The organism is Streptomyces sp. NPDC043952 (genome assembly GCF_056435325.1).
In genome coordinates this window covers 69,813-93,709 of the sequence record NZ_JBWKES010000008.1, presented here as the reverse complement: position 1 = coordinate 93,709, position 23,897 = coordinate 69,813, and the positions used below count along the sequence as shown (strand labels likewise).

The following is a 23,897-nucleotide window of genomic DNA, read 5'->3' as shown; positions in this document are numbered from 1 at the left end:
CCCCCACGCCACCCCACCGGACCGCTGAGGCACCGCCCGCACGGGCGCCCAGATCGACGAGGAGACGCCGATGGCCCCAGCCATCATGCTTGCGGCGGACGCACCCAAGCTGTCGTCCGCCAACACAGGCTTCATGCTCATTGCTTCCGCCCTGGTGCTGCTCATGACGCCGGGCCTGGCCTTCTTCTACGGAGGCATGGTCCGGGTCAAGAGCACCCTGAACATGCTGATGATGAGTTTCATCAGCATGGGCATCGTCACCATCCTGTGGGTGCTCTACGGCTTCTCGATGAGCTTCGGCACGGACCACGGCTCCCTGATCGGCTGGACCTCCGGCTACGTCGGCTGGACCGGCATCGGCAAGACGGACCTGTGGCCCGGCTACACCATCCCGGTCTTCGTCTTCGCCGTCTTCCAGATGATGTTCGCGATCATCACACCGGCCTTGATCAGCGGCGCCCTCGCCGACCGGGTGAAATTCAGCGCCTGGGCCGTCTTCCTCGTGCTGTGGGTCACCCTGGTCTACTTCCCGGTCGCCCACTGGGTCTGGGGCGCCGGCGGCTGGGCCTACAAGCTGGGCGTGATCGACTTCGCCGGCGGTACGGCGGTCCACATCAACGCCGGCGCCGCGGGGCTCGGCGTCATCCTCGTCATCGGCAAGCGCGTCGGCTTCAAGAAGGACCCGATGCGCCCGCACAGCCTGCCCCTGGTCATGCTCGGCTCCGGTCTGCTGTGGTTCGGCTGGTTCGGCTTCAACGCCGGCTCCTGGCTCGGCAACGACGACGGCGTCGGCCCCCTGATGTTCGTCAACACCCAGATCGCCACCGCCGCCGCCATGCTCGCCTGGCTCGGCTACGAGAAGATCCGGCACGGCGCCTGCACCACCCTCGGCGCCGCCTCCGGCGCGGTGGCCGGCCTCGTCGCCATCACCCCCTCCGGCGGCGCCGTCACCCCGCTCGGCGCGATCGCCGTCGGCGCCATCGCCGGTGTCGCCTGCGCCGCGGCCGTCGGACTGAAGTTCCGCTTCGGCTACGACGACTCCCTCGACGTCGTCGGCGTCCACATGGTCGGCGGCATCATCGGCTCCCTGCTGATCGGCTTCTTCGCCAGCGGCACGGGCCAGTCCACCGCCACCGGCGTCTTCTACGGCGACCACTCCTTCACCCAGCTGTGGAAGCAGTGCGCCGGAGTCGGCGCCGTCCTCGCCTACTCCCTGATCGTCTCCGCCGTCCTCGCCTTCCTCCTCGACAAGACCATCGGGATGCGCGTCACCCAGGACGAGGAGGTCTCCGGCATCGACCGCGCCCAGCACGCCGAGAGCGCCTACGACTTCAGCGGCGCCGGCGGCGGCGTCCTCGGCTCCGCCCTCTCCACCGCGGCCGCCGCGGCCGGCGCGGGCGGCGGCAAGCGGCCGGAGAATCAGGACGACAAGAAGAGCGGGAAGCAGACCAAGAAGGTGGACGCATGAAGCTCATCACGGCCGTCGTCAAGCCGTACCGGCTCGACGAGATCAAGGAAGCCCTTCAGTCCTTCGGCGTCCACGGACTGACGGTCACCGAGGCCAGCGGCTATGGCCGGCAGCGGGGCCACACCGAGGTCTACCGCGGCGCGGAGTACACCGTCGACCTGGTCCCCAAGATCCGCATCGAGGTCCTCACCGAGGACGACGACGCCGAGGAACTGATCGAGACCATCGTCAAGGCGGCCCGCACCGGCAAGATCGGCGACGGCAAGGTCTGGTCGGTCCCGGTCGAGACGGCCGTCCGCGTCCGCACCGGGGAACGCGGCCCGGACGCCCTCTGACGCCTCTGACATCGAGCCTGGAAACCCAGGCCCAGCCCTGGAAACCGAACGGAACGGGAGTCGCCGGGTGACGGGAACGGATGAGCGGACAGCGGCCGAAGGCCCGGAACCCAGCGGCTACGCGGCGGCCCGGCTGCGCCTCCTCACCGAGGGGGCGCGGACCGGGCCGCCGCGCCGTGCCGCCCTCGCCGAACTGACCGACGGCTGGCTCGCCGCCCTCTTCACCGCCGCGGCCGGCCGGTCCCGTAGCATCTCGCTCGTCGCCGTCGGCGGCTACGGCCGCGGGGAGCTGTCCCCGCGCAGCGACCTCGACCTCCTGCTGCTGCACGACGGCTCCGACCCCGCCGCGGTCGCCGCCCTCGCCGACCGCCTCTGGTACCCCGTCTGGGACCTCGGCCTCGACCTCGACCACTCCGTCCGCACCCTCGCCGAGGCCCGCAGGACGGCCGGCGAGGACCTCAAGGTCCAGCTCGGCCTGCTGGACGCCCGCCACCTCGCCGGCGACCTCGGCCTGACCGCCGGACTGCGCACCGCCGTCCTCGCCGACTGGCGCAACCAGGCCCCCAAACGGCTGCCCGAACTGAAGCAGCTGTGCGACGAACGCGCCGACCGCCAGGGCGAGTTGCGGTTCCTCCTGGAACCCGACCTCAAGGAGGCCCGCGGCGGCCTGCGCGACGCCACCGCGCTGCGCGCCGTCGCCGCCTCCTGGCTCGCCGACGCCCCCCGCGAGGGCCTGGCGGAGGCCCGCCGCACCCTGCTCGACGTCCGCGACGCCCTCCATCTGAGCACCGGCCGCGCCACCGACCGGCTCGCCCTCCAGGAACAGGACCAGGTAGCGGCCGAACTGGGCCTGCTCGACGCCGACGCCCTGCTCCGGCAGGTCTACGAGGCGGCCCGCGTCATCTCCTACGCCGGTGACGTCACCTGGCGCGAAGTGGGGCGCGTGCTGCGCTCACGCGCCGTACGCCCGCGCCTGCGCGCCATGCTGGGCGGCGGGAAACAGGTGGCCGAGCGGTCCCCGCTGGCCGAGGGAGTGGTCGAACAGGACGGCGAGGTGGTCCTCGCCCGCGCCGCCCGCCCCGAACGCGACCCCGTGCTCCCGCTGCGCGCCGCGGCCGCCGCCGCCCAGGCCGGCCTCCCGCTCTCCCGGTACGCCGTACGCCGCCTGGCCGCGACCGCCCGCCCGCTGCCCACCCCCTGGCCCGCCGAGGCCCGCGAACAACTGGTCACCCTGCTCGGCTCCGGCCGCCCCACCGTCGAGGTGTGGGAGGCGCTGGAGGCCGAGGGGCTGATCAGCAGGCTCCTCCCGGACTGGGAACGGGTCCGCTGCCGCCCCCAGCGCAACGCCGTCCACATCTGGACGGTCGACCGCCACCTGATCGAGACCGCCGTCCGCGCCGCCGCCCTCACCCGCCATGTCCACCGCCCCGACCTGCTCCTCGTCGCCGCGCTCCTGCACGACATCGGCAAGGGCTGGCCCGGCGACCACTCGGTGGCCGGCGAGATCATCGCCAAGGACGTGGCCACCCGCATCGGCTTCGACCCCGAGGACGCGGCCGTCCTGTCCACGCTGGTCCGCCACCACCTCCTGCTGATCGACACGGCCACCCGCCGCGACCTGGACGACCCCGCCACCGTCCGCTCCGTCGCCGACGCCGTCGGCACCCAGGGCACCCTGGAACTCCTGCACGCCCTCACCGAGGCCGACGCCCTCGCCACCGGCCCCGCCGCCTGGTCCACCTGGCGCGGCTCCCTCGTCGCCGACCTGGTCCGCCGCGTCGGCGCCCTGCTCGCCGGCGACGTCCCGGACGAACCCGCGCCCACCGCGCCCACCGCCGAACAGGAACGCCTGGCCGTCGAGGCGTTCCGCACCGGCGGCCCGGTCCTCGCCGTGCGCGCCCGCAGCGAGCCGGTGCCCGCCGAGGAACCGCCCGGCGCGCCCGAACCCCTCGGCGTCGAGCTGCTCATCGCCGTACCCGACCAGAGCGCCGTGCTGCCCGCCGTCGCCGGGGTCCTCGCCATGCACCGGCTCACCGTGCGCACCGCCGAGCTGCGCACCCTGCGGCTGCCGCGGGACGTGCACGACGGCGACGGCCCGGTGCTGCTGCTCGACTGGCGGGTCGCCGCCGAGTACGGCTCCCTGCCCGAGGCCGCCCGGCTCCGCGCCGACCTGGTGCGCGCCCTGGACGGCTCCCTCGACATCGCCGGCCGCCTCGCCGAGCGCGACGCCGCCTACCCGAGGCGCCGGGGCCTGCTCGCCCCGCCGCCGCGCGTGACGGTGGCCCCCGCCGCCTCCCACCACGCCACCGTGATCGAGGTCCGCGCCCAGGACGCCCCCGGCCTGCTGCACCGCATCGGCACCGCCCTGGAGAAGGCGGGCGTCCGGGTCCGCAGCATGCACGTCTCGACACTCGGCGCCAACGCGGTCGACGCCTTCTACGTGACGACGGGCACCGGCGAGCCCCTGCCGGAACAGGACGCGACCTCGGTGGCGAGGGCACTGGAGGAGACGCTGCGGACGCCGTGACGCGCACCGGGAATGCGACGGGCGGGGACTGATGCCCTGCCGGGCCGGATACCCTGGAGGGCAGCCCAGATCCCTCCGACCCCGAGGACCGACGCCACCGTGTTCGATACCCTCTCCGACCGCCTCAGCGCGACTTTCAAAAACCTCCGCGGCAAGGGCCGGTTGTCCGAGGCGGACATCGACGCCACGGCACGCGAGATCCGCATCGCGCTCCTCGAAGCGGACGTGGCCCTTCCGGTCGTCCGCACGTTCATCAAGAACGTCAAGGAACGTGCCCTCGGCGCCGAGGTCTCCAAGGCGCTGAACCCCGCCCAGCAGATCGTGAAGATCGTCAACGACGAGCTGGTGACCATCCTCGGTGGCGAGACCCGGCGCCTGCGCTTCGCCAAGCAGCCGCCCACCGTGATCATGCTCGCGGGTCTCCAGGGTGCCGGTAAGACCACCCTCGCGGGCAAGCTCGGCCGCTGGCTGAAGGAGCAGGGCCACTCCCCGCTGCTGGTCGCCTGCGACCTCCAGCGCCCCAACGCGGTCAACCAGCTCAGCGTCGTCGCCGAGCGCGCGGGCGTCGCCGTGTACGCGCCGGAGCCGGGCAACGGCGTCGGCGACCCGGTCAAGGTCGCCAAGGACTCCATCGAGTTCGCGAAGTCCAAGGTCCACGACATCGTGATCGTGGACACCGCCGGCCGTCTGGGCATCGACCAGGAGATGATGCAGCAGGCCGCGGACATCCGCGACGCGGTCTCCCCGGACGAGATCCTCTTCGTCGTCGACGCGATGATCGGCCAGGACGCCGTCAACACGGCCGAGGCGTTCCGCGACGGCGTCGGCTTCGACGGCGTGGTCCTCTCCAAGCTCGACGGCGACGCCCGCGGTGGTGCCGCGCTGTCCATCCGGCAGATCACCGGCAAGCCGATCATGTTCGCGTCGAACGGCGAGAAGCTGGACGACTTCGACGCGTTCCACCCGGACCGGATGGCCTCCCGCATCCTCGACATGGGTGACCTGCTCACCCTGATCGAGCAGGCGGAGAAGACCTTCAGCCAGGAAGAGGCCGCCAAGATGGCCTCCAAGCTGGCGTCCAAGAAGGGCCAGGACTTCACCCTGGACGACTTCCTGTCCCAGATGGAACAGGTCAGGAAGATGGGCTCGATCAGCAAGCTGCTCGGCATGCTGCCCGGCATGGGCCAGATCAAGGACCAGATCCAGAACATCGACGAGCGCGACGTCGACCGCACCGCCGCGATCATCAAGTCGATGACCCCGGCCGAGCGCCAGGACCCGACGATCATCAACGGCTCCCGCCGCGCCCGTATCGCCAAGGGTTCCGGCGTGGAGGTCAGCGCCGTGAAGGGGCTGGTCGAGCGGTTCTTCGAGGCCCGCAAGATGATGTCCCGGATGGCCCAGGGCGGCGGGATGCCGGGCATGCCGGGGATTCCGGGCATGGGCGGCGGCCCCGGCCGGCAGAAGAAGCAGCAGAAGAAGGCCAAGGGCAAGCAGCGCTCCGGCAACCCGATGAAGCGCAGGCAGCAGGAGCTGGAGGAGGCCCAGCGCCGCGAGGCCGCCGCGGCCCAGGCCGGCAACGCCTTCCAGCTGCCCCAGCAGGGCTCCGAGGAGTTCGAGCTGCCGGACGAGTTCAAGAAGTTCATGGGCTGACGGTCGTACGACATGGTCGTATGACATGACGGCCGCAGTCTGATCGACATGACGGCTGTACGACGCTGAAGGGCGCCCCCTGTTTCCGGGGGGGCGCCCTTCAGCATGTGCCGTGCGCCGGTATCTGTCTTAACGTCCCTATATGAGCAACGCGCCGCCCCCGCGCAAGGACCCGGAGCAGCCGTGGCGCGCCGAGGGCACCCCCGACGGGCCCCGGCGCTCCGGTGGGGGAGGGCTCCGGGGCGGGAAGTGGTGGGGGCTCCTCGTCACCGCGGTGATCGTCTTCCTGCTGGCCTATTTCGGCCTGAACTACCTCGGCCAGGCCAATCAACCGACGATCTCCTACACCGAGTTCAGCCGGCAGGTCTCCGAGGGCAATGTCGCCACGATCTACTCCAAGGGCGACGCCATCCAGGGCCAGTTGAAGACCGCCCGGAGCAATCCCGAGGGCGGCGGCCGGTACACCCGGTTCAAGACGCAGCGCCCCGCCTTCGCGGACGACCGGCTGTGGCAGAACCTGAGCAGTCATGGCGTCACGGTGACCGCCCGCCCGGTGGTGCAGGAGCGCAGCTTCGTCTCCAATCTGCTGCTCTCCCTGATCCCGATCCTGGTCCTGGTCGCGGTGTGGGTCTTCTTCGCCCGGCGGCTCGGCGGCGCGCTGCCCGGCGCGGGCGGTCTGTTCGGGCGCCGGGCGCCGCCCAAGCCGGTGGGGCCCGAGCCGGACGCCCGGCGCACGACGTTCGCGGACGTGGCCGGGATCGACGAGGTCAAGGGCGAGCTGGACGACGTGGTGGACTTCCTGGAGCACCCGGACGCCTACCGCAGGATGGGCGCCAAGCTGCCTCGGGGTGTGCTGCTCGCGGGCCCGCCCGGCACCGGGAAGACGCTGCTCGCGCGGGCGGTGGCGGGCGAGGCCGGAGTGCCGTTCTTCTCCGCCTCGGCGTCGGAGTTCATCGAGATGATCGTCGGCGTCGGCGCGTCGCGGGTGCGCGAGCTGTTCGCGGAGGCCCGCAAGGTGGCGCCGTCGATCATCTTCATCGACGAGATCGACACCATCGGCCGGGCGCGCAGCGGCAGTACGGCCATGAGCGGGCACGACGAGCGGGAGCAGACGCTCAACCAGATCCTCACCGAGATGGACGGCTTCTCGGGCTCGGAGGGCGTGATCGTCATCGCGGCGACCAACCGCGCCGACATCCTGGACCCGGCGCTGACCCGCCCCGGCCGCTTCGACCGGGTGGTCACGGTGGCCCCGCCGGACCGTGCCGGCCGTGAGGCGATCCTGCGCATCCACACACGGGACGTGCCGCTGGAGCCGGACGTGGACCTGGCCCGGCTGGCGCGCGCGACCCCCGGTATGACCGGCGCGGACCTGGCCAACCTGGCCAACGAGGCCGCGCTGCTCGCGGTCAAGCGGGGGCAGGACCGGGTGACCGGCGCGAATCTCTCCGAGGCGCTGGAGAAGGTCCAGCTGGGTGCCGAGCGGACCCTGGTGATGCCGGAGGAGGACCGGCGGCGCACGGCGTACCACGAGAGCGGCCACGCGCTGCTCGGCATGCTCCAGCCGGGCGCGGACCCCGTTCGCAAGATCACCATCGTGCCGCGCGGCCGGGCGCTCGGGGTGACGATGTCCACGCCCGAGGTGGAGCGGTACGCCCACTCGGAGGAGTACCTGCGCGGTCGGATCATCGGTGCGCTGGGCGGCATGGCCGCGGAGGAGGTCGTCTACGGCGTGGTCACCACGGGCGCGGAGAGCGACCTCGAACAGGTGACGAACATCGCCCGCGCGATGGTGGCCCGGTGGGGCATGAGCGAGCGCGTCGGCCGGCTGTCCGCGCTGCCGAGCGACGCCCAGCAGGCGTACGGGCTCGCGGCGGCGCCGGGCACGCTCGATGTGATCGACACCGAGATGCGGCGGATCGTGGACGAGTGCTACGACGAGGCGCTGCGCAAGCTCCAGGACCACCGCGGCCAGCTGGACGCGCTGGCGCGGGCGCTGCTGGAGCACGAGACGCTGGAGGAGGCGGACGCGTACCGGATCGCCGGGATCACCCGGCTGGCCAAGGATCCCGAGGAGGCGCGGTGAGCCGGGTCCACCGGCTCCGCCGGGCCTGTCGGGTGCACCGGGTTCAGGGGACGCGCGCGATCAGATAGCGGAAGACGTTGGGCATCCAGACGGTGCCGTCGGCGCGGCGGTACGGGTGCAGGGCCTCCGTCAGCTCCTTGTCGACCTGCTTGGCGTCGGTCGCCGCGACCGCCGCGTCGAAGAGACCGGTGGACAGCAGCCCGCGCACCGCGCTGTCCGGGTCGGCGTAGCCGAACGGGCAGGAGACCCGCCCGGAGCCGTCCGGACGCAGACCCGCCCGCTGGGCGGCCTCCTCCAGGTCGTCCCGCCGGGCCGGGCGCCAGCCGCCGGTACCGCGCAAAGGATCAGCCAGTTTCGCCGCGACGCGGAGCACGCTGGAGGTGGTGCAACGTTCCTGCGGGCCCCAGCCGGCGAGCACCACGGCGGTACCGGGGGCGGTGCGGGGGAGGACCTGTGCGAGCAGGGCCGCGAACTGCTGAGGATCGCCGGAGGGGCAGCGGATCGGGTCGAGTGCGGTGATCAGGTCGTACGACCCGGCGGTTCCGGTGTCCGCGGGGGAGCCGTGGCCGAGTTCCGCGCGCGGGGCGCCGCCGCCCGGTGGGCGCAGCCGCTCGCGGGCGAGGGCGAGCAGTTCGGGGGAGGGGTCGGTGCCGGTGACGGCGGCGCCGCGGGCGGCCGCCAGCAGAAGGGCGAGGCCGGAGCCGCAGCGCAGGCCGAACAGACGGGTGTCCGGGCCCACGTCGAGCCGTTCGTACACGGCCTCGTGGAGCGGGACGAGCATCCGTTCCTGGATCTCGGCCCAGTCGCGCGCGCGTGCCTCCGCTTCCTCGTGGGCTGTGGGTTCCACGTGCGGCGGATACCGCCGTACGAGCGAAGCTGTCATGGATAAGCGCCCCCATCCGCCGACGGTTCGCCGCTGCGTCCGGTTGTGTGGCCCCCGTGCCCGCCGCCCTCGCGACGACTCACGTATGCCAGGTAACCCCCGCCTCGCGGTGCCGTCCAGGGGTCGAGGGCGCCTGCTTGGCCGCGGTGGGCCGGTGTGGCGAGAATTCACATCCCGGCAACCCCGCTGTGCTTACGGTGATCACACCGGAGGACGGGCCGGTGCCGGGCGGTGCGGTCGCGCACGGTAACGTCGCGACCGGCACGGGCGCCGACCGAGGCGAGGCCGGAAACCGAGAGCGGCCGAATCGCCTCTTGCGCCGCCACGGGCCACCGTCGTGACAGGGCCTACTGGGCGAATCGTAGTGCCACCTACGCACCGGCTTGTGATGAGCTGTGAGGCTTCCTCCGCACATCGGCGCACGCGCCCTCGTCAGGACGCATCAGTGCCAACTGACGGGTACGTGCAAATTATTTGGGATGCCCCGGAATAGGAACACAGCGTGCCCCCCGCTCGTTGTCATTACGTGAGCACGACACAGACACCACCTGTTCTCGCCGCAGAGCTGGCACAGGCGTGGGCCGACATTCAGCGGTACCACCCCGATCTGCCGGATCTCGCCGCGCCAGAGTCCCTGATCGGAGAGTCGTCCTCCGCCTGCGGACACGAACTCTCCTTCGAACGGCTGCTCCATGAGGCAGTCCACGGCATCGCCGCCGCGCGCGGGGTCCGCGACACCTCCCGCGCCGGCCGCTACCACAACCGACGGTTCCTCTCGATCGCCGAGGAGCTGGGCCTGGACCACCCCGAGGAACCGCATCCCAGCAGCGGCTTCTCCTTGGTCACGCTCAACCCCGAGGCGAAGCGGCGCTACCGCCCGACCATCGAACGCCTCCAGCGCGCCCTCAAGGCGCACTCGGCGGCCACCACGCAGGACACCTCCCGCACCTTCCGGGGTCCCGCCGCCCGCCATGGCTCCTCCGGCGGCGGCGTCCGGGTCAAGGCCGTCTGCGACTGCGGTCGCAACGTCCGCGTGGTCCCCTCCGTCCTCGCCCAGGCCCCCATCGTCTGCGGCGGCTGCGGCAAACCCTTCCGCATCCCGGAAATGTCAGGCGCCGCCTGACCCTCCACCCCGGCATCTCGTGGGTGCCGGACCCCACACCACGACCCCGCACCGCGCCCGTCGGCACCCCAGGCCGGCGGGCGTGGGCCGCGATGCCGCGGGACGCGCACCCCGGCCCGGAGGGGTCCGCCGGGTATGGCAGAATGGATGGCTGTACTCGACAGCCGCACAGGACCCCTCTCTCCTCCGGCTGACGCGTCCGTCGGGCACACGGGTACCGCAACCCCACGCGGCAACGCGCCGTGCCCCACCCACGTCAAAACCAGGAGATTCCACTCCCGTGGCAGTCAAGATCAAGCTGAAGCGTCTGGGCAAGATCCGTTCGCCTCACTACCGCATCGTCGTCGCCGACTCCCGTACCCGCCGTGACGGCCGGGCCATCGAGGAGATCGGCAAGTACCACCCGACCTACAACCCGTCGGTCATCGAGGTGGACGCCGACCGCGTGGCGTACTGGCTCGGCGTCGGCGCCCAGCCGACCGAGCCGGTCCTCGCCATCCTGAAGAAGACCGGCGACTGGCAGAAGTTCAAGGGCGAGCCGGCTCCCGCGCCGCTGCTCGTCGCCGAGCCCAAGCCGGCCCGTCCGTCGTTCGACGCCCTCGGTGGCGACGACGACGCCAAGGGTGAGGCCATCACCCAGAAGAAGAAGGCTGAGAAGAAGGACGAGGCCGCGGCCGAGTCCGACTCGACCGAGGCCTGAGCAGCATGCTCGAAGAGGCGCTTGAGCACCTCGTGAAGGGCATCGTCGACAACCCTGACGATGTGCAGGTCGCCTCGCGCAACCTGCGCCGCGGGCGCGTGCTGGAGGTCCGGGTCCACCCCGACGACCTCGGCAAGGTGATCGGTCGCAACGGCCGTACCGCGCGCGCTCTGCGTACCGTCGTGGGCGCCATCGGCGGTCGCGGTGTCCGCGTCGACCTGGTCGACGTGGACAACGTCCGCTGACGCTTCATCGCAACCGGCTCGGGCCGGGGAGGGCCACTCGGCCGTCCCCGGCCCGCAGTCGTATCCGCAGCAGTCGTACAACGCGGTCGTACAACTCAGTCGTACAACGCGGTCGTACGAGCAGGACACGCGCAGCAGATGACAGGAGAATTGGAACGGTGCAGCTGGTAGTCGCACGGGTCGGCCGGGCCCATGGCATCAAGGGCGAGGTCACCGTCGAGGTACGTACGGACGAGCCGGAGCTGAGGCTGGCCCCCGGCGCCGTCCTCGCCACGGATCCCGCGTCCGCGGGGCCGCTGACCATCGAGACGGGCCGCGTCCACAGCGGCCGGCTGCTGCTGCGCTTCGCGGGCGTCACCGACCGGACCGGCGCCGAGGCCCTGCGCAACACCCTGCTGATCGCCGACGTGGACCCGGAGGAGCTGCCGGAGGGCGAGGACGAGTACTACGACCATCAGCTCATGGACCTGGACGTGGTCACCGAGGACGGCGTGGAGGTCGGCAGGATCACCGAGATCTCGCACCTGCCCTCCCAGGACCTGTTCATCGTGGAGCGCCCGGACGGCACCGAGGTCATGATCCCCTTCGTGGAGGAGATCGTCGCCGAGATCGACCTGGAGGAGCAGAAGGCCGTCATCACGCCCCCGCCCGGCCTGATCGACGACCGCGCCGAGATCGCCTCCAGCCGCGAGCCGGAGGAAGACCGGTCTTCGGAAGGCCGGCCGACGGAAGACCAGCCGGGGGAAGACCAGCCGGGGGAAGACGCGTAATGCGCCTGGACGTCGTCACCATCTTCCCCGAATACCTGGACCCCCTGAACGTCTCGCTCGTCGGCAAGGCCCGGCACCGCGGACAGCTCGCCGTGCACGTCCACGACCTGCGCGCATGGACGTACGACCGGCACAACACGGTCGACGACACGCCGTACGGCGGCGGCCCCGGCATGGTCATGAAGACCGAGTCCTGGGGCGACGCCCTCGACACCGTCCTCGCCGACGGCTACGAGACCGGCGCCCACGGCCCCGCGCTGATCGTCCCCACCCCGAGCGGCCGGCCCTTCACCCAGGAACTCGCCGTGGAACTCTCCGAGCGGCCCTGGCTGATCTTCACACCGGCCCGCTACGAGGGCATCGACCGGCGTGTCTTCGACGAGTACGCCACCCGGATGCCCGTCTACGAGGTCTCCATCGGGGATTACGTCCTCGCCGGCGGCGAAGCGGCCGTCCTCGTCATCACCGAGGCCGTCGCCCGGCTGCTGCCCGGCGTCCTCGGCAACGCCGAGTCCCACCGCGACGACTCCTTCGCGCCCGGCGCCATGGCAAACCTCCTGGAAGGCCCCGTCTACACCAAGCCGCCCGCCTGGCGCGGCCGGGACATCCCGGAGGTGCTGCTCAGCGGTCACCACGGCAAGATCGCCCGCTGGCGCCGCGACGAGGCCCTGCGCCGTACGACCCTCAACCGGCCCGATCTGATCGAGCGCTGCGACCCGAAGGCCTTCGACAAGAAGGACCGCGAAATGCTGTCCATCCTGGGCTGGGAACCGGACCCGGACGGTCACTCGTACGGCCGATTTTGGCGCCGGGCCACCGGCATGGAAGAATAGGCCGCTGCTGTGCGCCCGTCCGGTGTGCGCCCCTGCCACAGGGGGACAAGACGCCCGACCCGACACGCGCGGCAACTACCTGTACCTCTTCACTCCCGTTGATGACCTGTGGCATCAGCGAAGAAAGCAGACGAAATGTCTCACCTGCTCGACACCGTCGACTCCGCGTCGCTGCGCACCGACCTCCCGGCCTTCCGTCCGGGTGACACGGTCAACGTCCACGTGCGCGTCATCGAGGGCAACCGCTCCCGTGTGCAGCAGTTCAAGGGCGTCGTGATCCGCCGCCAGGGCTCCGGTGTCCGCGAGACCTTCACGGTCCGCAAGGTCTCGTTCTCCGTCGGCGTCGAGCGCACCTTCCCGGTGCACACCCCGATCGTCGAGAAGATCGAGCTGGTCACCCGTGGTGACGTGCGCCGCGCCAAGCTGTACTACCTCCGTGAGCTGCGCGGCAAGGCCGCGAAGATCAAGGAGAAGCGCGAGAGCTGAGCGCCTCCCCGGAGTCACAGCGGGGCCGGATAACATCTCGCCCCGATGGACACCGAAGCACAGCCGACGAAGCGCGACCGCACCTCCCGTCCGGATTCCCCGGACCCGGAGGAGCGGTCGCGTTTCGCGTTGCCGGCCCGGATCGCCGAATGGCTGCCGGGCGGCCGCGTCACCCTCACCCTCTTCGCCTGCCTGGTGTTCCTGCTCCTGCTGAGCACCTTCGTGGCGCAGCCCTTCCAGATCCCGAGCGGGTCCATGGAGCAGGGACTGCGGATCGGCGACCGCGTCCTCGTGAACAAGCTGACCTACCGCTTCGGCGCCGGGCCCGCCCGCGGGGACGTGATTGTGTTCGACGGAAGCGGGTATTTCGGGGACGGCGACTACATCAAACGGGTCGTCGGGGTGGGCGGGGACCATGTGGTCTGCTGCGACAAGCGGGGGAGGATCGATGTGAACGGCCGCGCGGTCGACGAATCGGCGTTCCTCTACCCCGGAGACAGCCCCTCCAGCGTGCCGTTCAACCTCGTGGTGCCACCGGGCACCCTGTTCGTGCTCGGCGACCACCGCAGCGACTCCAGCGACTCCCGCGACCACCTCGGCTCGCCGGGCGGCGGCATGATCCCGGTCGGCCGCGTCATCGGCCGGGCCGACTGGATCGTCTGGCCGTACCGCCACTGGACCCATCTGACCCGGCCGTCCGCCTACGCGCGCGTGCCGGCGGCGACGGGCGGCGCCCATGGGTAACCGCGGCAAGCCGCGCGCGGGCTCCGGTCCGGCCGGCTCAGGGCCGGCCACCGCCGCCTCCCGGCGCAGCTCCGCGCCCGGCGGCGGCCGCACCCGCGCGGAACGGCGGAAACTCCAGCGCAAGGTCAAGCGCAAGCGCAGACGTTCAGCCGTTCGGGAGATCCCCCTTCTGGTGGGCGTCGCGGTGCTGATCGCGCTGGTCCTGAAGACCTTCCTCGTCCAGGCGTTCGTGATCCCGTCCGGCTCCATGGAGCAGACGATCCGGGTCGGCGACCGCGTCCTGGTCGACAAGCTGACGCCGTGGTTCGGCTCCCAGCCCGAGCGCGGTGACGTCGTCGTCTTCCACGATCCGGGTGGCTGGCTGGCCGGCGAGGAGGCCGCCCAGAAGCCGGACCCGGTCGTCGTCAAACAGCTCAAGGAGGGCCTCAGCTTCATCGGGCTGCTGCCGTCCTCCAATGAGAAGGACCTGATCAAGCGGGTCATCGGGGTCGGCGGCGACCATGTGAAGTGCTGCGACGCGCAAGGGCGGATCACCGTCAACGGCGTGCCGCTGTCCGAGAAGGACTACCTCTATCCGGGCAACGACCCGTCCGACATCCGCTTCGACATCACCGTCCCCAAGGGCCGGCTGTGGGTGATGGGCGACCACCGGGGCGAGTCCGCGGACTCCCGCTACCACCGCAACTCCCCGTACGGCGGAACGGTGTCGGTGAAATCGGTGGTCGGACGGGCCATGTGGATCGGCTGGCCGATCGGCCACTGGACGCGCCTGGAGGAACCTAAAACCTTTGCAAGCGTTGCCCGTGCCGGGACGCGGGCGGCTGCCGCTCCGCCCCTGTCGCATAGGGTTGACCATGAGAATCCGAACGGAATGAGCCGACTCCCGACCCCTGCGGAACTCCCGCTCGTTATGGGAGTGGTGGGCCTGCGCCGTCTGTGGCGCGGGCGGCGGCACGGAGTAAGGAGTTGGCGTGGGGGATGTGGCGGTTGGCGCACGGTCGGGTCACGACGGCGAGGAGCACCGCGGGAACCCCGCGGAGGCGGACGACTCAGGTACGGACGGCGCCATGACCACCGGGAATGACGCGACGGGCGACGACGGCGCACCGCGCGACGGACAGGGCTCCAGGAGCGCGGGCGCGGGCAACACCCCGCCGCCGCCCAGGAAGCCGCGCTCCTTCTGGAAGGAGCTGCCGATCCTGGTCGTGATCGCGCTGGTCCTGGCGCTGCTGATCAAGACGTTCCTGGTCCAGGCGTTCTCGATCCCCTCCGCCTCGATGGAGAACACCCTCCAGATCGGCGACCGCGTCCTGGTCGACAAGCTCACCCCGTGGTTCGGCTCCAAGCCCGAGCGCGGCGAGGTCGTCGTCTTCCACGACCCGGACGACTGGCTGGCGGGCGAGCCCGCGCCGAATCCGAACGCGGTGCAGAAGGTCCTCAGCTGGATCGGACTGATGCCCTCCGCGAATGAGAAGGACCTGATCAAGCGCGTGATCGGCGTCGGCGGCGACACCGTCGAGTGCAAGGGCACCGGCCCCCTGCTGGTCAACGGCAAGGCGCTGAACGAGCCGTATGTCTACCCCGGCAACACCCCGTGCAGCCAGGATGACCAAGGCGGCCAGTTCAAGGTGAAGGTCCCCAAGGGCTACCTGTGGGTGATGGGCGACCACCGGCAGAACTCGCGGGACTCGCGCTACAACCAGACCGACAAGAACCACGGCTTCGTCCCCGTCGACAAGGTCGTCGGCCGCGCCATCGTCAAGGCATGGCCCATCAGCCACTGGGGCACCCTGCCCGTCCCGGACACCTTCGACCAGCCCGGTCTGAACAACCAGCAGTCCTCGTCCGCCGCGTCCCTGACGGTCGCCCCCGAGGGCGTCGCCGTCGCGGCCGTCGCCCCCGTCGTGGTGTGGCGGCGCAGGCGCGCGGACCGGCTGCGCTCGGACGCCCTGCCGAAGTCGTCGGCCGGACAGCGCTGAGCGCTCCGCCCAGGCTTTCCCGGACCGCGTGTGAAGCTCCGGGAAAGCTGTGCCCCGAGTCCTGGAAGAGGGGCTGACCACGCTCGGTACCGACAGGTAGGGTGCGGGTCCATGGGTGGTGAGAGTACGACGCGTACGGCCCCGCGCAGCGGCGGCACCGGCACGGCGGCGGCCGGCGGCAGGCTCGGGCAGCGGCTGTCCGGAGTGGCCGTGGCCCTGGGCCTGGTGCTGTTCCTCGGCGGCTTCGGCTGGGCGGCCGTGAGCTATCGGCCGTACACCGTGCCCACCAGCTCCATGACCCCCACCATCGACGCGGGCGACCGGGTGCTCGCCCAGCGCGTGGACGGCGGCGAGGTGCGCCGCGGCGATGTGGTCGTCTTCCGTGACAGCAGCTGGGTCACCGGCTCCGACGTGGTCAAGCGCGTGGTCGCGGTCGGCGGCGACACCGTCTCCTGCTGCACGGACGGCAAGCTGACCGTGAACGGCAAGCAGATCGAGGAGCCGTACCTGCCCGAGGGGACCGCGGCCGAGAACCAGAACTTCCCGACCGTGACCGTGCCCAAGGGCCGGCTCTTCCTGCTTGGCGACGAACGCCAGGGCTCCCTGGACTCCACCGCCCACCTCACGGACGCCGCCAAGGGCACCGTCTCCCGCACCGCGGTGATCGCCCGCGTGGACGCCGTCGTCTTCCCCTGGAAGGGCGGGCTGAAGCGCCCCACCGGGTTCGAGGCGCTGGGCGCCCTGTCGCGGCCGGGACCGCTGTCCACCATCGAGCTGCTGATCGTGGCCGGCGCCGTCCTGGTCCTCGGCGGCGGCGCCTACGGTCCGATCGCCAAGCGGGCCGGCCGCTCCCGCGCCCGTACCGCCCGCGCGGAGGCGGCCGGTGTCCGCTGAGCCCGAGTGCGGGCAGCCCTACGAAGGGGGCCTGCGCAAGGTGGCCCGCGTGGTGCTGCTCGACCCCGCGGACCGCATCCTGCTGCTGCACGGCCATGAGCCCGACGACCCCGCCGACGACTGGTGGTTCACCCCCGGCGGCGGAGTGGAGGGCGCCGAGACCCGCGCCCAGGCGGCGCTGCGGGAACTCGCCGAGGAGACCGGCATCACCGAGGTCGAACTCGGCCCGGTGCTGTGGCGGCGCCGCTGCTCCTTCCCGTTCGCGGGCCGCCGCTGGGATCAGGACGAGTGGTACTACCTGGCCCGTACGACCCAGACCGCGACGGCGCCGACGGGCCTGACGGAGCTGGAGCGGCGCAGTGTCGCCGGAGCGCGCTGGTGGACGTGCCGGGAACTGAGCCGGGCACATGAGACGGTGTATCCGACCAGACTCGCCGAGCTGCTGCGCACGCTGCTCGACGAGGGTCCCCCGGCCGGCCCCCTGACCCTCGACACGGAAATCGTCTGAGAGCCAGCGGAACTGGCGCACAATGGGGGGATCGCACGGCTGAAGGGGAACATGCCATGAGCGCCGAGGACCTCGAGAAGTACGAGACCGAGATGGAGCTGAAGCTCTACCGGGAGTACCGAGATGTCGTCGGTCTGTTCAAATACGTGATCGAGACGGAACGGCGCTTCTACCTCACCAACGACTACGAGATGCAGGTGCACTCGGTCCAGGGTGAAGTGTTCTTCGAGGTGACGATGGCCGACGCCTGGGTCTGGGACATGTACCGGCCGGCCCGGTTCGTCAAGCAGGTCCGGGTGCTCACGTTCAAGGACGTGAACATCGAGGAACTGAACAAGAGCGACCTGGAGCTGCCGGGCGGCTGATGACCTGCGCGTTTTCGCTCGGTTACGCCGTCCGGGTGACGGGGTTTTCCACAACCGCCCGGTAGCCCACCAAGATCCACTTCCCTCGGGCGGATGCGTGACGGTTGGCGCCGGAGGTGGTGCCGACATGAACGCACGAGAAGCGATCGGCAGGTACGGCGAGGACCTGGCCGCCCGGCGGCTGGCCGAGGGCGGGATGACGGTCCTGGCGCGCAACTGGCGCGCCGGGCGCAGCGGCGAGATCGACATCGTGGCCAGGGACGGCGAGGTCCTGGTCGTCTGCGAGGTCAAGACCCGCGCGGGCGGCCGTTACGAACATCCCATGGCCGCGGTGACCCCTCAGAAGGCCGCCCGGCTGCGTGACCTCGCGGAACGCTGGATCCACGCCCACGGCGGCGCCCCACCGGGCGGCGTCCGCATCGACCTGGTCGGCGTCCTCGTCCCCGGCCGCGGCGCCCCGCGGGTCGAGCACGCGCGGGGGGTGGCCTGAATGGCATTCGCCCGCACCTGCTCCGTCGCCCTCGTCGGCGTCGAGGGCGTGGTCGTCGAGGTCCAAGCCGACCTCGAACCCGGCGTCGCCGCCTTCACCCTGGTCGGCCTCCCGGACAAGAGCCTGACGGAGAGTCGGGACAGGGTGCGCGCGGCGGTGGTGAATTCCGGCGCGGCCTGGCCCGCCAAGAAGCTCACCGTCGGCCTCAGCCCGGCGTCGGTGCCCAAGAGCGGCAGCGGCTTCGATCTGGCCGTCGCCGCGGCCGTCCTGGGGGCGGCGGAGCGGATCGACCCCCGCGTGCTCGCCGACATCGTGATGATCGGGGAACTCGGGCTCGACGGTCGTGTGCGTCCTGTGCGGGGCATCCTGCCCGCGGTCCTCGCCGCCGCCGACGCGGGGTACGAACAGGTGGTCGTGCCCGAGTGCGCGGTCCCGGAGGCCTCCCTGGTACCGGGCGTGTCCGTGCTCGGTGTCCGTAGCTTGCGCCAGTTGATCTCGGTCCTGACCGACGAGCCCGTGCCCGACGAGGAGCCCGTGCCGGGGGAGATCCGCCCCGACCCGTTCCTCGCGGGGCTGGCACTGCCCGGCACAGGGCTCGGCACCGGTGTGCCCGATGGCGCGCACGCGCCCGATCTGGCCGATGTGGCGGGCCAGCACATGGCGCGCTCGGCGCTGGAGGTGACGGCGGCCGGCCGACACCATGTGTTCTTCAAGGGGCCGCCCGGTGCCGGCAAGACCATGCTGGCCGAACGGCTGCCGGGACTGCTGCCCGAGCTGTGCCGCGAGGAGTCCCTGGAGGTCACGGCCGTCCACTCGGTGGCGGGCATGCTTCCGCCCGGTCATCCCCTGGTCGACAAGCCCCCGTACTGCGCCCCGCACCACTCGGCGACGATGGCCTCCCTCGTCGGCGGCGGAAACGGGATGCCGCGTCCCGGTGCGGTGTCCCTGGCGCACCACGGAGTGCTCTTTCTGGACGAGGCCGCGGAGTTCCACAGCAGCGTCCTGGATGCACTGCGCCAACCTCTGGAGTCGGGTCATGTCGTGATCGCCCGTGCCGCGGGCATGCTGCGGATGCCGGCCAGGTTCCTCATGGTCCTTGCAGCGAACCCGTGCCCGTGCGGCAGGCACGGAAGGGGTGACGACATCTGCGAGTGCCGGCCGTCCTCGATCAAGCGGTACCGGGCCCGGCTGTCCGGCCCCCTGATGGACCGGGTGGACCTGCGGGTCACCGTGGAGCCGGTCGCCAGGGCGGAGCTGCTGCGTATGCATACCGGCGCCGAGTCCACGGCCGTCGTCGCCGACAGGGTGCGGCTCGCCCGAGAACGGGCGGCCCGGCGCTATGAGGGGCTGCCCTGGCGGACGAACAGCGAAGTGCCCGGCCACGAGTTGCGCACGCGCTGGCATGTGCAGCCCGGCGCGCTCGCCAAGGCTGAGGAGGATCTCGACCGGGGGCTGCTCACGGCTCGTGGCCTCGACCGTGTCCTCCGCGTGGCCTGGACCCTCGCCGACCTGGGCGGTCGCGACCGTCCTTCGGCGAACGACGTGAACTGGGCCTTGGAACTGCGCACCGGGGTCCGACGCGGGGCGGTCCTGGAAAGGACCGGCACATGAGCGGCAGCGCCCCCGAGACCGGCCGATCGGCCCCGGTACCGGTCGAGGAGGGACCACCGGTCCCTGGACCGACCTCGACGGACCGACCCGGAGCCGGCTGCCCCAGCCGTAGCCCCGGTTCTAGCCCTGACCCTCGTTCTAGTCCCGGCTCTGGCCCCGGTGCCGTCCCTGACCTTGGTCCGAGCCCTGGCTTTGGTCTTGGCCCCGGCCACAGTCTCGGCCCTCCCCGAGCCGAGGCCGGTCCTGGCGAGACCGAGGCACACGGCTCCGGAACCGGTCATAGCGAGGCCGTGCTCCCGGCCCCCCGGTCGGCCAGGATCAGTCGGCCGGCCCCTGATTCCACCGCGGGCTCGGACGCCGATCCGCTTGTGGGCGTGGGCTCTGATCTCACCTCGGACTCGGCCCCTGATCTCATCGCGGGCCCGGACCTTGATCCCACCGTGGACCTCGGCCCCGATCCCACCGTGGACGAGGAAACCCTCGGCCGTGTCTTCCTCGGGCGGGTGATCGAGCCGGGGGATGAGGTCGGGGGGCGGTGGGTGAGGGAGTTCGGGGTGGGGGAGGTGGTGCGGCGGATCAAGGCGGGGGACGAGCCGTTGCCGGGGGTCGGCAAGGTGCGGTGGGCCGGGCTCCTGGCGCGGGCCGCGCGCGCCGAGCCGGAGCGGGATCTCCTCCGGGCGCGGGCGGTGGGCGCCCGGTTCGTCGCGCCGGGCACCCCCGAGTGGCCGGGACAACTGGACGACCTCGCCGACGCCCGCCCCCTCGGGCTCTGGGTCCGCGGCCGCCCCAGCCTGCGCATGTGGGCCCTGCGCTCCGTCGCCCTGGTCGGCGCCCGCGCCTGCACCGAGTACGGCACCCATGTCGCCGCCACCCTCGCCGCCGGCCTCGCCGAGCGCGGCTGGGTCGTCGTCTCCGGCGGCGCCTACGGCATCGACGCCGCCGCCCACCGCGGCGCCCTCGCCGCCGGCGGAGCCACCGTCGCCGTCCTGGCCAGCGGCGTCGACCGGCCCTACCCCCGCGGCCACACCACCCTGATCGAGCGGATCGCCGGGCAGGGCCTGGTGATCGGTGAGCTGCCGCCGGGCGACCATCCGACCCCGAGCCGCTTCATCCTGCGCAACCGGGTCATCGCCGCCCTGACCAGGGGCACCGTCGTCGTGGAGGCCGCCTGCCGCAGCGGCTCGCTCGCCACCGCGCGGACCGCGCAGCGCCTGGGCAGACACACCATGGGCGTGCCGGGCCCGGTCACCAGCGCCCTCAGCGCCGGGGTGCACGAGCTGCTGCGCGGCGAGGCCACCCTCGTCACGGACGCCGCCGAGGTGGCCGAACTCGTCGGCGACATGGGCGACCTGGCCCCGCCCCGCACCGGCCCGGTGCTGCCCCGCGACCTGCTGACCCCTGCCGCGAGAACCGTCCTCGCCGCGCTGCCCGGCGACCGCGCGGCCCCCGCCGGCGAACTCGCGGCGGCCGCCCGCACCACCCCGGACGAGGCGATCGCGAGACTGTACGAACTCCGAGCACTTGGATACGTCGAACGACACGGCGATGGCTGGAAGTTGACACGCCAGGCGGTGATCTCGGCCCGGACGGGGCGCCCCCCATGCTGACCGAGTGTGTTCGGCCGTCCGGGGGAACACCCGACGCCCTTGGAGTTTCCCGGAGTTGGCACCCATCGGCCATCACACAGAGCGAGCTGCGGAAGGCGATGCCGAAGGGGCCTTTGGGACCCGCGCACGGGTGGTGCCTCGTCGTTCGCACACCGCGACTCCTCAGTCACGCTACGCTCACGAAGACGTCCGCACAGACCGCCAACTCGACATCAGACCGACACCTCACCCAGGCGGCCCCTTTCGGCCCACCACCTTTTTGCACCGCACTCACAGTCACGGCACTTGACGGCACTTCACGGCAGAACGGCACAAGGCGACGAATGCCCCAGCACACCTCCGGGTCCGACCGGGCGGCAATCCCCCCAGCCGCCCGCGACGGTGGCAGCGTGCGGCCGCCCGCTCCCTCGACGCTCGACGAGCTGTGGCGGTCGTACAAGGCGACGGGGGACGAGCGGCTGCGGGAGCAGCTGATCCTGCACTACTCGCCGCTCGTGAAATACGTGGCGGGCCGGGTGAGCGTCGGCCTGCCGCCCAATGTGGAGCAGGCCGACTTCGTCTCCTCCGGGGTGTTCGGGCTGATCGACGCGATCGAGAAGTTCGACATCGACCGGGAGATCAAGTTCGAGACGTACGCGATCACCCGGATCCGCGGCGCCATGATCGACGAGCTGCGGGCGCTGGACTGGATCCCGCGCTCGGTGCGGCAGAAGGCGCGCAATGTCGAGCGTGCCTACGCCACCCTGGAGGCCCGGCTGCGGCGCACCCCGAGCGAGAGCGAGGTGGCCGCGGAGCTGGGCATGGAGGTGGACGAACTGCACGCCGTCTTCAGCCAGTTGTCGCTCGCCAACGTGGTCGCCCTGGAGGAGCTGCTGCACGTCGGCGGCGACGGCGGGGACCGGCTCAGCCTGATGGACACGCTGGAGGACACCGCCGCGGACAACCCCGTGGAGGTGGCCGAGGACCGGGAGCTGCGCAGATTCCTCGCGCGGGCCATCAACACGCTGCCCGAGCGGGAGAAGACGGTCGTCACGCTCTACTACTACGAGGGCCTCACGCTCGCCGAGATCGGCAATGTGCTCGGGGTCACCGAGAGCCGGGTCAGCCAGATCCACACCAAATCGGTGCTCCAGCTGCGGGCCAAGCTGGCGAGCTTCGGGCGCTGAGCGGACGCCGCCGGGCGCGGGCGCGTCCTAAAGTGGTCGACGTGCCAAGGATTCGAGCGGCCTCCGTGGCCGAGCACCGGTCGATGCAGCGAGCCGCCCTGCTGGACGCGGCTCGTTCCCTGCTGTCCGAGGGCGGGACGGAGGCGCTGACCTTCCCCGCGCTGGCCGAGCGCACGGGCCTCGCGCGGTCCTCCGTGTACGAGTACTTCCGCTCGCGGGCGGCCGTGGTCGAGGAGCTGTGCGAGGCCGACTTCCCGCTGTGGGCGGCGGAGGTGGCCGCGGCCATGGAGCACGCGGACTCGCCCGAGGGGAAGGTCGAGGCGTACGTCCGCCGGCAGCTGGCCCTCGTCGGGGACCGCCGGCACCGGGCGGTCGTGGCGATCTCCGCGAGCGAGCTGGACGCCGGGGCACGGGAGAAGATCAGGGCGGCGCACGGCGAGCTGGTCGCGATGATCGTCGAGGCGCTGGGCGAGCTGGGGCAGGAGCAGCCGCGGCTGGCGGCGATGCTGCTCCAGGGCGTCGTGGACGCGGCGGTACGGCGGATCGAGCTCGGCGCGGAGGACCCGGCGGCGGTGACCGACGCGGCTGTCAGGATGGCGCTGCGGGGCGTGCGGGGCTGAGCCCCGCCGGGGTCCGGGGTCAGCCGGTGAGCACCGGCAGCAGCCGCGACGGCCCCCTGTCCAGCAGCCACGGCGGCAGCAGGGCCAAGGGATTCAGATAGGTCCTGCCCCGCAGCAGCCCCCAGTGGACACAGGCCGGCGCACCGCAGTGCGCTCCCGCCGCCTCCACCACCCCGACCACGTCCCCCGCCCCCGCCTCCGCCCCCTCCGGCACCGAGGGGCGCACCGGCTCGTACGTCGTCCGCAGTCCAGTCCCCCGCAGCTCCACCGTCACCACTCCCCGCCCCGCCACCCGGCCCGCGAAGGACACCCGGCCCGCCGCCACCGCCCGTACCGGGCTACCTGGGGCGGCCGCCAGGTCCACACCGCGGTGGCCGGGGCCGTACGGCGTCGCCGGCGGCTGCCAGCCGCGCAGGACCACGGGCCGTACCCCCACCGGCCAGCCCCGCGCGATGGCCGGCACCCCGGCCGGAGCCCCCGCCGGTGGCGGGGACGGCGGCTGCGCCCAGGCCCGGCGCCCGCACAGGATCAGCGCCAAGGCCGTCACCAGCACCACCGTCCCCACCCCGCACCACACAAGTCGTCGCATGTCCCCACCGTCCCGCACCCCACCGCCGGGGCCTCCTCACCTGTGGATCACTCCCCGGTTGTGGACAACCGCGTCACCCGGTGGCCCGGCGGTCCCGTACACTTCTTCTGGCGATCCGGGTCACCGGGTCGACTTCGCACGCCCCGGTACGGCATCCGGAAACGGTTCCTGCCAAGCGCCTCTCGGTCCTTCGCGGCACGGCGCACGCGGGCGTC

The 23,897-nt window shown here is 71.9% G+C and carries 24 protein-coding genes; 22 read left to right on the top strand and 2 right to left on the bottom strand.

What is annotated here, in order from left to right:
- Positions 1-70: 70 nt before the first annotated feature.
- The 5 genes from AC069R_RS11975 (at position 71) to ftsH (ending at position 8,069) form a co-directional block, all read left to right on the top strand.
- The gene (locus tag AC069R_RS11975; RefSeq protein ID WP_478766679.1) at positions 71-1,468 is read left to right on the top strand and encodes an ammonium transporter; all 1,398 of its coding nucleotides are present in this window, start codon (positions 71-73) and stop codon (positions 1,466-1,468) included.
- Entirely contained in the window at positions 1,465-1,803 is a 339-nt protein-coding gene (locus tag AC069R_RS11970; RefSeq protein ID WP_397983805.1) for a P-II family nitrogen regulator, read from the top strand. Before AC069R_RS11975 ends, AC069R_RS11970 begins: the two co-directional genes overlap by 4 nt.
- 67 nt (positions 1,804-1,870) lie before the next feature.
- Positions 1,871-4,330 carry a [protein-PII] uridylyltransferase gene (locus tag AC069R_RS11965; RefSeq protein WP_478766677.1) on the top strand — a complete coding sequence of 820 codons (2,460 nt, stop codon included), beginning with the start codon at positions 1,871-1,873 and terminating at the stop codon, positions 4,328-4,330.
- A gap of 99 nt (positions 4,331-4,429) precedes the next feature.
- Positions 4,430-5,983, top strand: a complete 1,554-nt coding sequence (gene ffh, locus AC069R_RS11960; protein WP_397983803.1) for a signal recognition particle protein — start codon at positions 4,430-4,432, stop codon at positions 5,981-5,983.
- 142 nt (positions 5,984-6,125) lie between these two features.
- The gene (gene ftsH / locus AC069R_RS11955) at positions 6,126-8,069 is read left to right on the top strand and encodes an ATP-dependent zinc metalloprotease FtsH (RefSeq protein ID WP_478766675.1); all 1,944 of its coding nucleotides are present in this window, start codon (positions 6,126-6,128) and stop codon (positions 8,067-8,069) included.
- Positions 8,070-8,112: 43 nt separating this feature from the next.
- On the opposite strand, the gene AC069R_RS11950 is transcribed toward ftsH, so the two are convergent.
- Positions 8,113-8,952: a class I SAM-dependent methyltransferase gene (locus AC069R_RS11950; protein WP_478766672.1), complete on the bottom strand. Its 840-nt coding sequence runs from the start codon at positions 8,950-8,952 to the stop codon at positions 8,113-8,115.
- Between the two features lie 526 nt (positions 8,953-9,478).
- Here AC069R_RS11950 and AC069R_RS11945 point away from each other — a divergent pair.
- From AC069R_RS11945 to AC069R_RS11865, 17 genes are all read left to right on the top strand, one after another.
- Complete coding sequence (locus tag AC069R_RS11945) at positions 9,479-10,075, top strand: hypothetical protein (protein ID WP_478766670.1); 597 nt, start codon at positions 9,479-9,481, stop codon at positions 10,073-10,075.
- A 280-nt stretch (positions 10,076-10,355) separates the two neighbouring features.
- The gene (gene rpsP / locus AC069R_RS11940) at positions 10,356-10,775 is read left to right on the top strand and encodes a 30S ribosomal protein S16 (protein WP_478766668.1); all 420 of its coding nucleotides are present in this window, start codon (positions 10,356-10,358) and stop codon (positions 10,773-10,775) included.
- Positions 10,776-10,780: 5 nt separating this feature from the next.
- On the top strand, positions 10,781-11,020 hold the full coding sequence (locus AC069R_RS11935) for an RNA-binding protein (protein ID WP_029385578.1): 240 nt from the start codon (positions 10,781-10,783) through the stop codon (positions 11,018-11,020).
- 158 nt (positions 11,021-11,178) lie between these two features.
- On the top strand, positions 11,179-11,790 hold the full coding sequence (rimM, locus tag AC069R_RS11930; protein WP_478766666.1) for a ribosome maturation factor RimM: 612 nt from the start codon (positions 11,179-11,181) through the stop codon (positions 11,788-11,790).
- Positions 11,790-12,623 (top strand): tRNA (guanosine(37)-N1)-methyltransferase TrmD, encoded by an 834-nt coding sequence (gene trmD, locus AC069R_RS11925; protein WP_478766664.1) that lies wholly within the window; start codon positions 11,790-11,792, stop codon positions 12,621-12,623. The genes rimM and trmD overlap by 1 nt, the downstream gene beginning before the upstream one ends.
- 135 nt (positions 12,624-12,758) lie before the next feature.
- Positions 12,759-13,109 (top strand): 50S ribosomal protein L19, encoded by a 351-nt coding sequence (gene rplS / locus AC069R_RS11920; protein WP_471067095.1) that lies wholly within the window; start codon positions 12,759-12,761, stop codon positions 13,107-13,109.
- Positions 13,110-13,154: 45 nt separating this feature from the next.
- Complete coding sequence (gene lepB, locus AC069R_RS11915) at positions 13,155-13,853, top strand: signal peptidase I (protein ID WP_478766661.1); 699 nt, start codon at positions 13,155-13,157, stop codon at positions 13,851-13,853.
- Positions 13,846-14,937, top strand: coding sequence for a signal peptidase I (gene lepB, locus AC069R_RS11910; protein ID WP_478766659.1), 1,092 nt, complete (start codon positions 13,846-13,848; stop codon positions 14,935-14,937). Before lepB (AC069R_RS11915) ends, lepB (AC069R_RS11910) begins: the two co-directional genes overlap by 8 nt.
- Positions 14,825-15,832 (top strand): signal peptidase I, encoded by a 1,008-nt coding sequence (lepB, locus tag AC069R_RS11905; RefSeq protein WP_478766657.1) that lies wholly within the window; start codon positions 14,825-14,827, stop codon positions 15,830-15,832. The genes lepB (AC069R_RS11910) and lepB (AC069R_RS11905) overlap by 113 nt, the downstream gene beginning before the upstream one ends.
- Positions 15,833-15,943: 111 nt before the next feature.
- Positions 15,944-16,726, top strand: coding sequence for a signal peptidase I (gene lepB / locus AC069R_RS11900; RefSeq protein WP_478766655.1), 783 nt, complete (start codon positions 15,944-15,946; stop codon positions 16,724-16,726).
- Entirely contained in the window at positions 16,716-17,234 is a 519-nt protein-coding gene (locus AC069R_RS11895) for an NUDIX hydrolase (protein ID WP_478766653.1), read from the top strand. Before lepB (AC069R_RS11900) ends, AC069R_RS11895 begins: the two co-directional genes overlap by 11 nt.
- Positions 17,235-17,290: 56 nt before the next feature.
- Complete coding sequence (locus AC069R_RS11890) at positions 17,291-17,599, top strand: DUF2469 domain-containing protein (RefSeq protein WP_014675276.1); 309 nt, start codon at positions 17,291-17,293, stop codon at positions 17,597-17,599.
- A 127-nt stretch (positions 17,600-17,726) separates the two neighbouring features.
- Complete coding sequence (locus tag AC069R_RS11885) at positions 17,727-18,089, top strand: YraN family protein (protein WP_478766651.1); 363 nt, start codon at positions 17,727-17,729, stop codon at positions 18,087-18,089.
- Complete coding sequence (locus tag AC069R_RS11880) at positions 18,090-19,700, top strand: YifB family Mg chelatase-like AAA ATPase (protein WP_478766649.1); 1,611 nt, start codon at positions 18,090-18,092, stop codon at positions 19,698-19,700.
- Positions 19,701-20,140: 440 nt separating this feature from the next.
- The gene (dprA, locus tag AC069R_RS11875) at positions 20,141-21,307 is read left to right on the top strand and encodes a DNA-processing protein DprA (protein WP_478766875.1); all 1,167 of its coding nucleotides are present in this window, start codon (positions 20,141-20,143) and stop codon (positions 21,305-21,307) included.
- A 323-nt stretch (positions 21,308-21,630) separates the two neighbouring features.
- Positions 21,631-22,473, top strand: coding sequence for an RNA polymerase sigma factor WhiG (gene whiG / locus AC069R_RS11870; protein ID WP_397983786.1), 843 nt, complete (start codon positions 21,631-21,633; stop codon positions 22,471-22,473).
- A 65-nt stretch (positions 22,474-22,538) separates the two neighbouring features.
- Positions 22,539-23,093, top strand: coding sequence for a TetR/AcrR family transcriptional regulator (locus AC069R_RS11865; protein ID WP_397987164.1), 555 nt, complete (start codon positions 22,539-22,541; stop codon positions 23,091-23,093).
- A gap of 19 nt (positions 23,094-23,112) precedes the next feature.
- On the opposite strand, the gene AC069R_RS11860 is transcribed toward AC069R_RS11865, so the two are convergent.
- Entirely contained in the window at positions 23,113-23,682 is a 570-nt protein-coding gene (locus AC069R_RS11860) for a peptidoglycan DD-metalloendopeptidase family protein (protein WP_478766646.1), read from the bottom strand.
- Positions 23,683-23,897 lie beyond the last annotated feature (215 nt).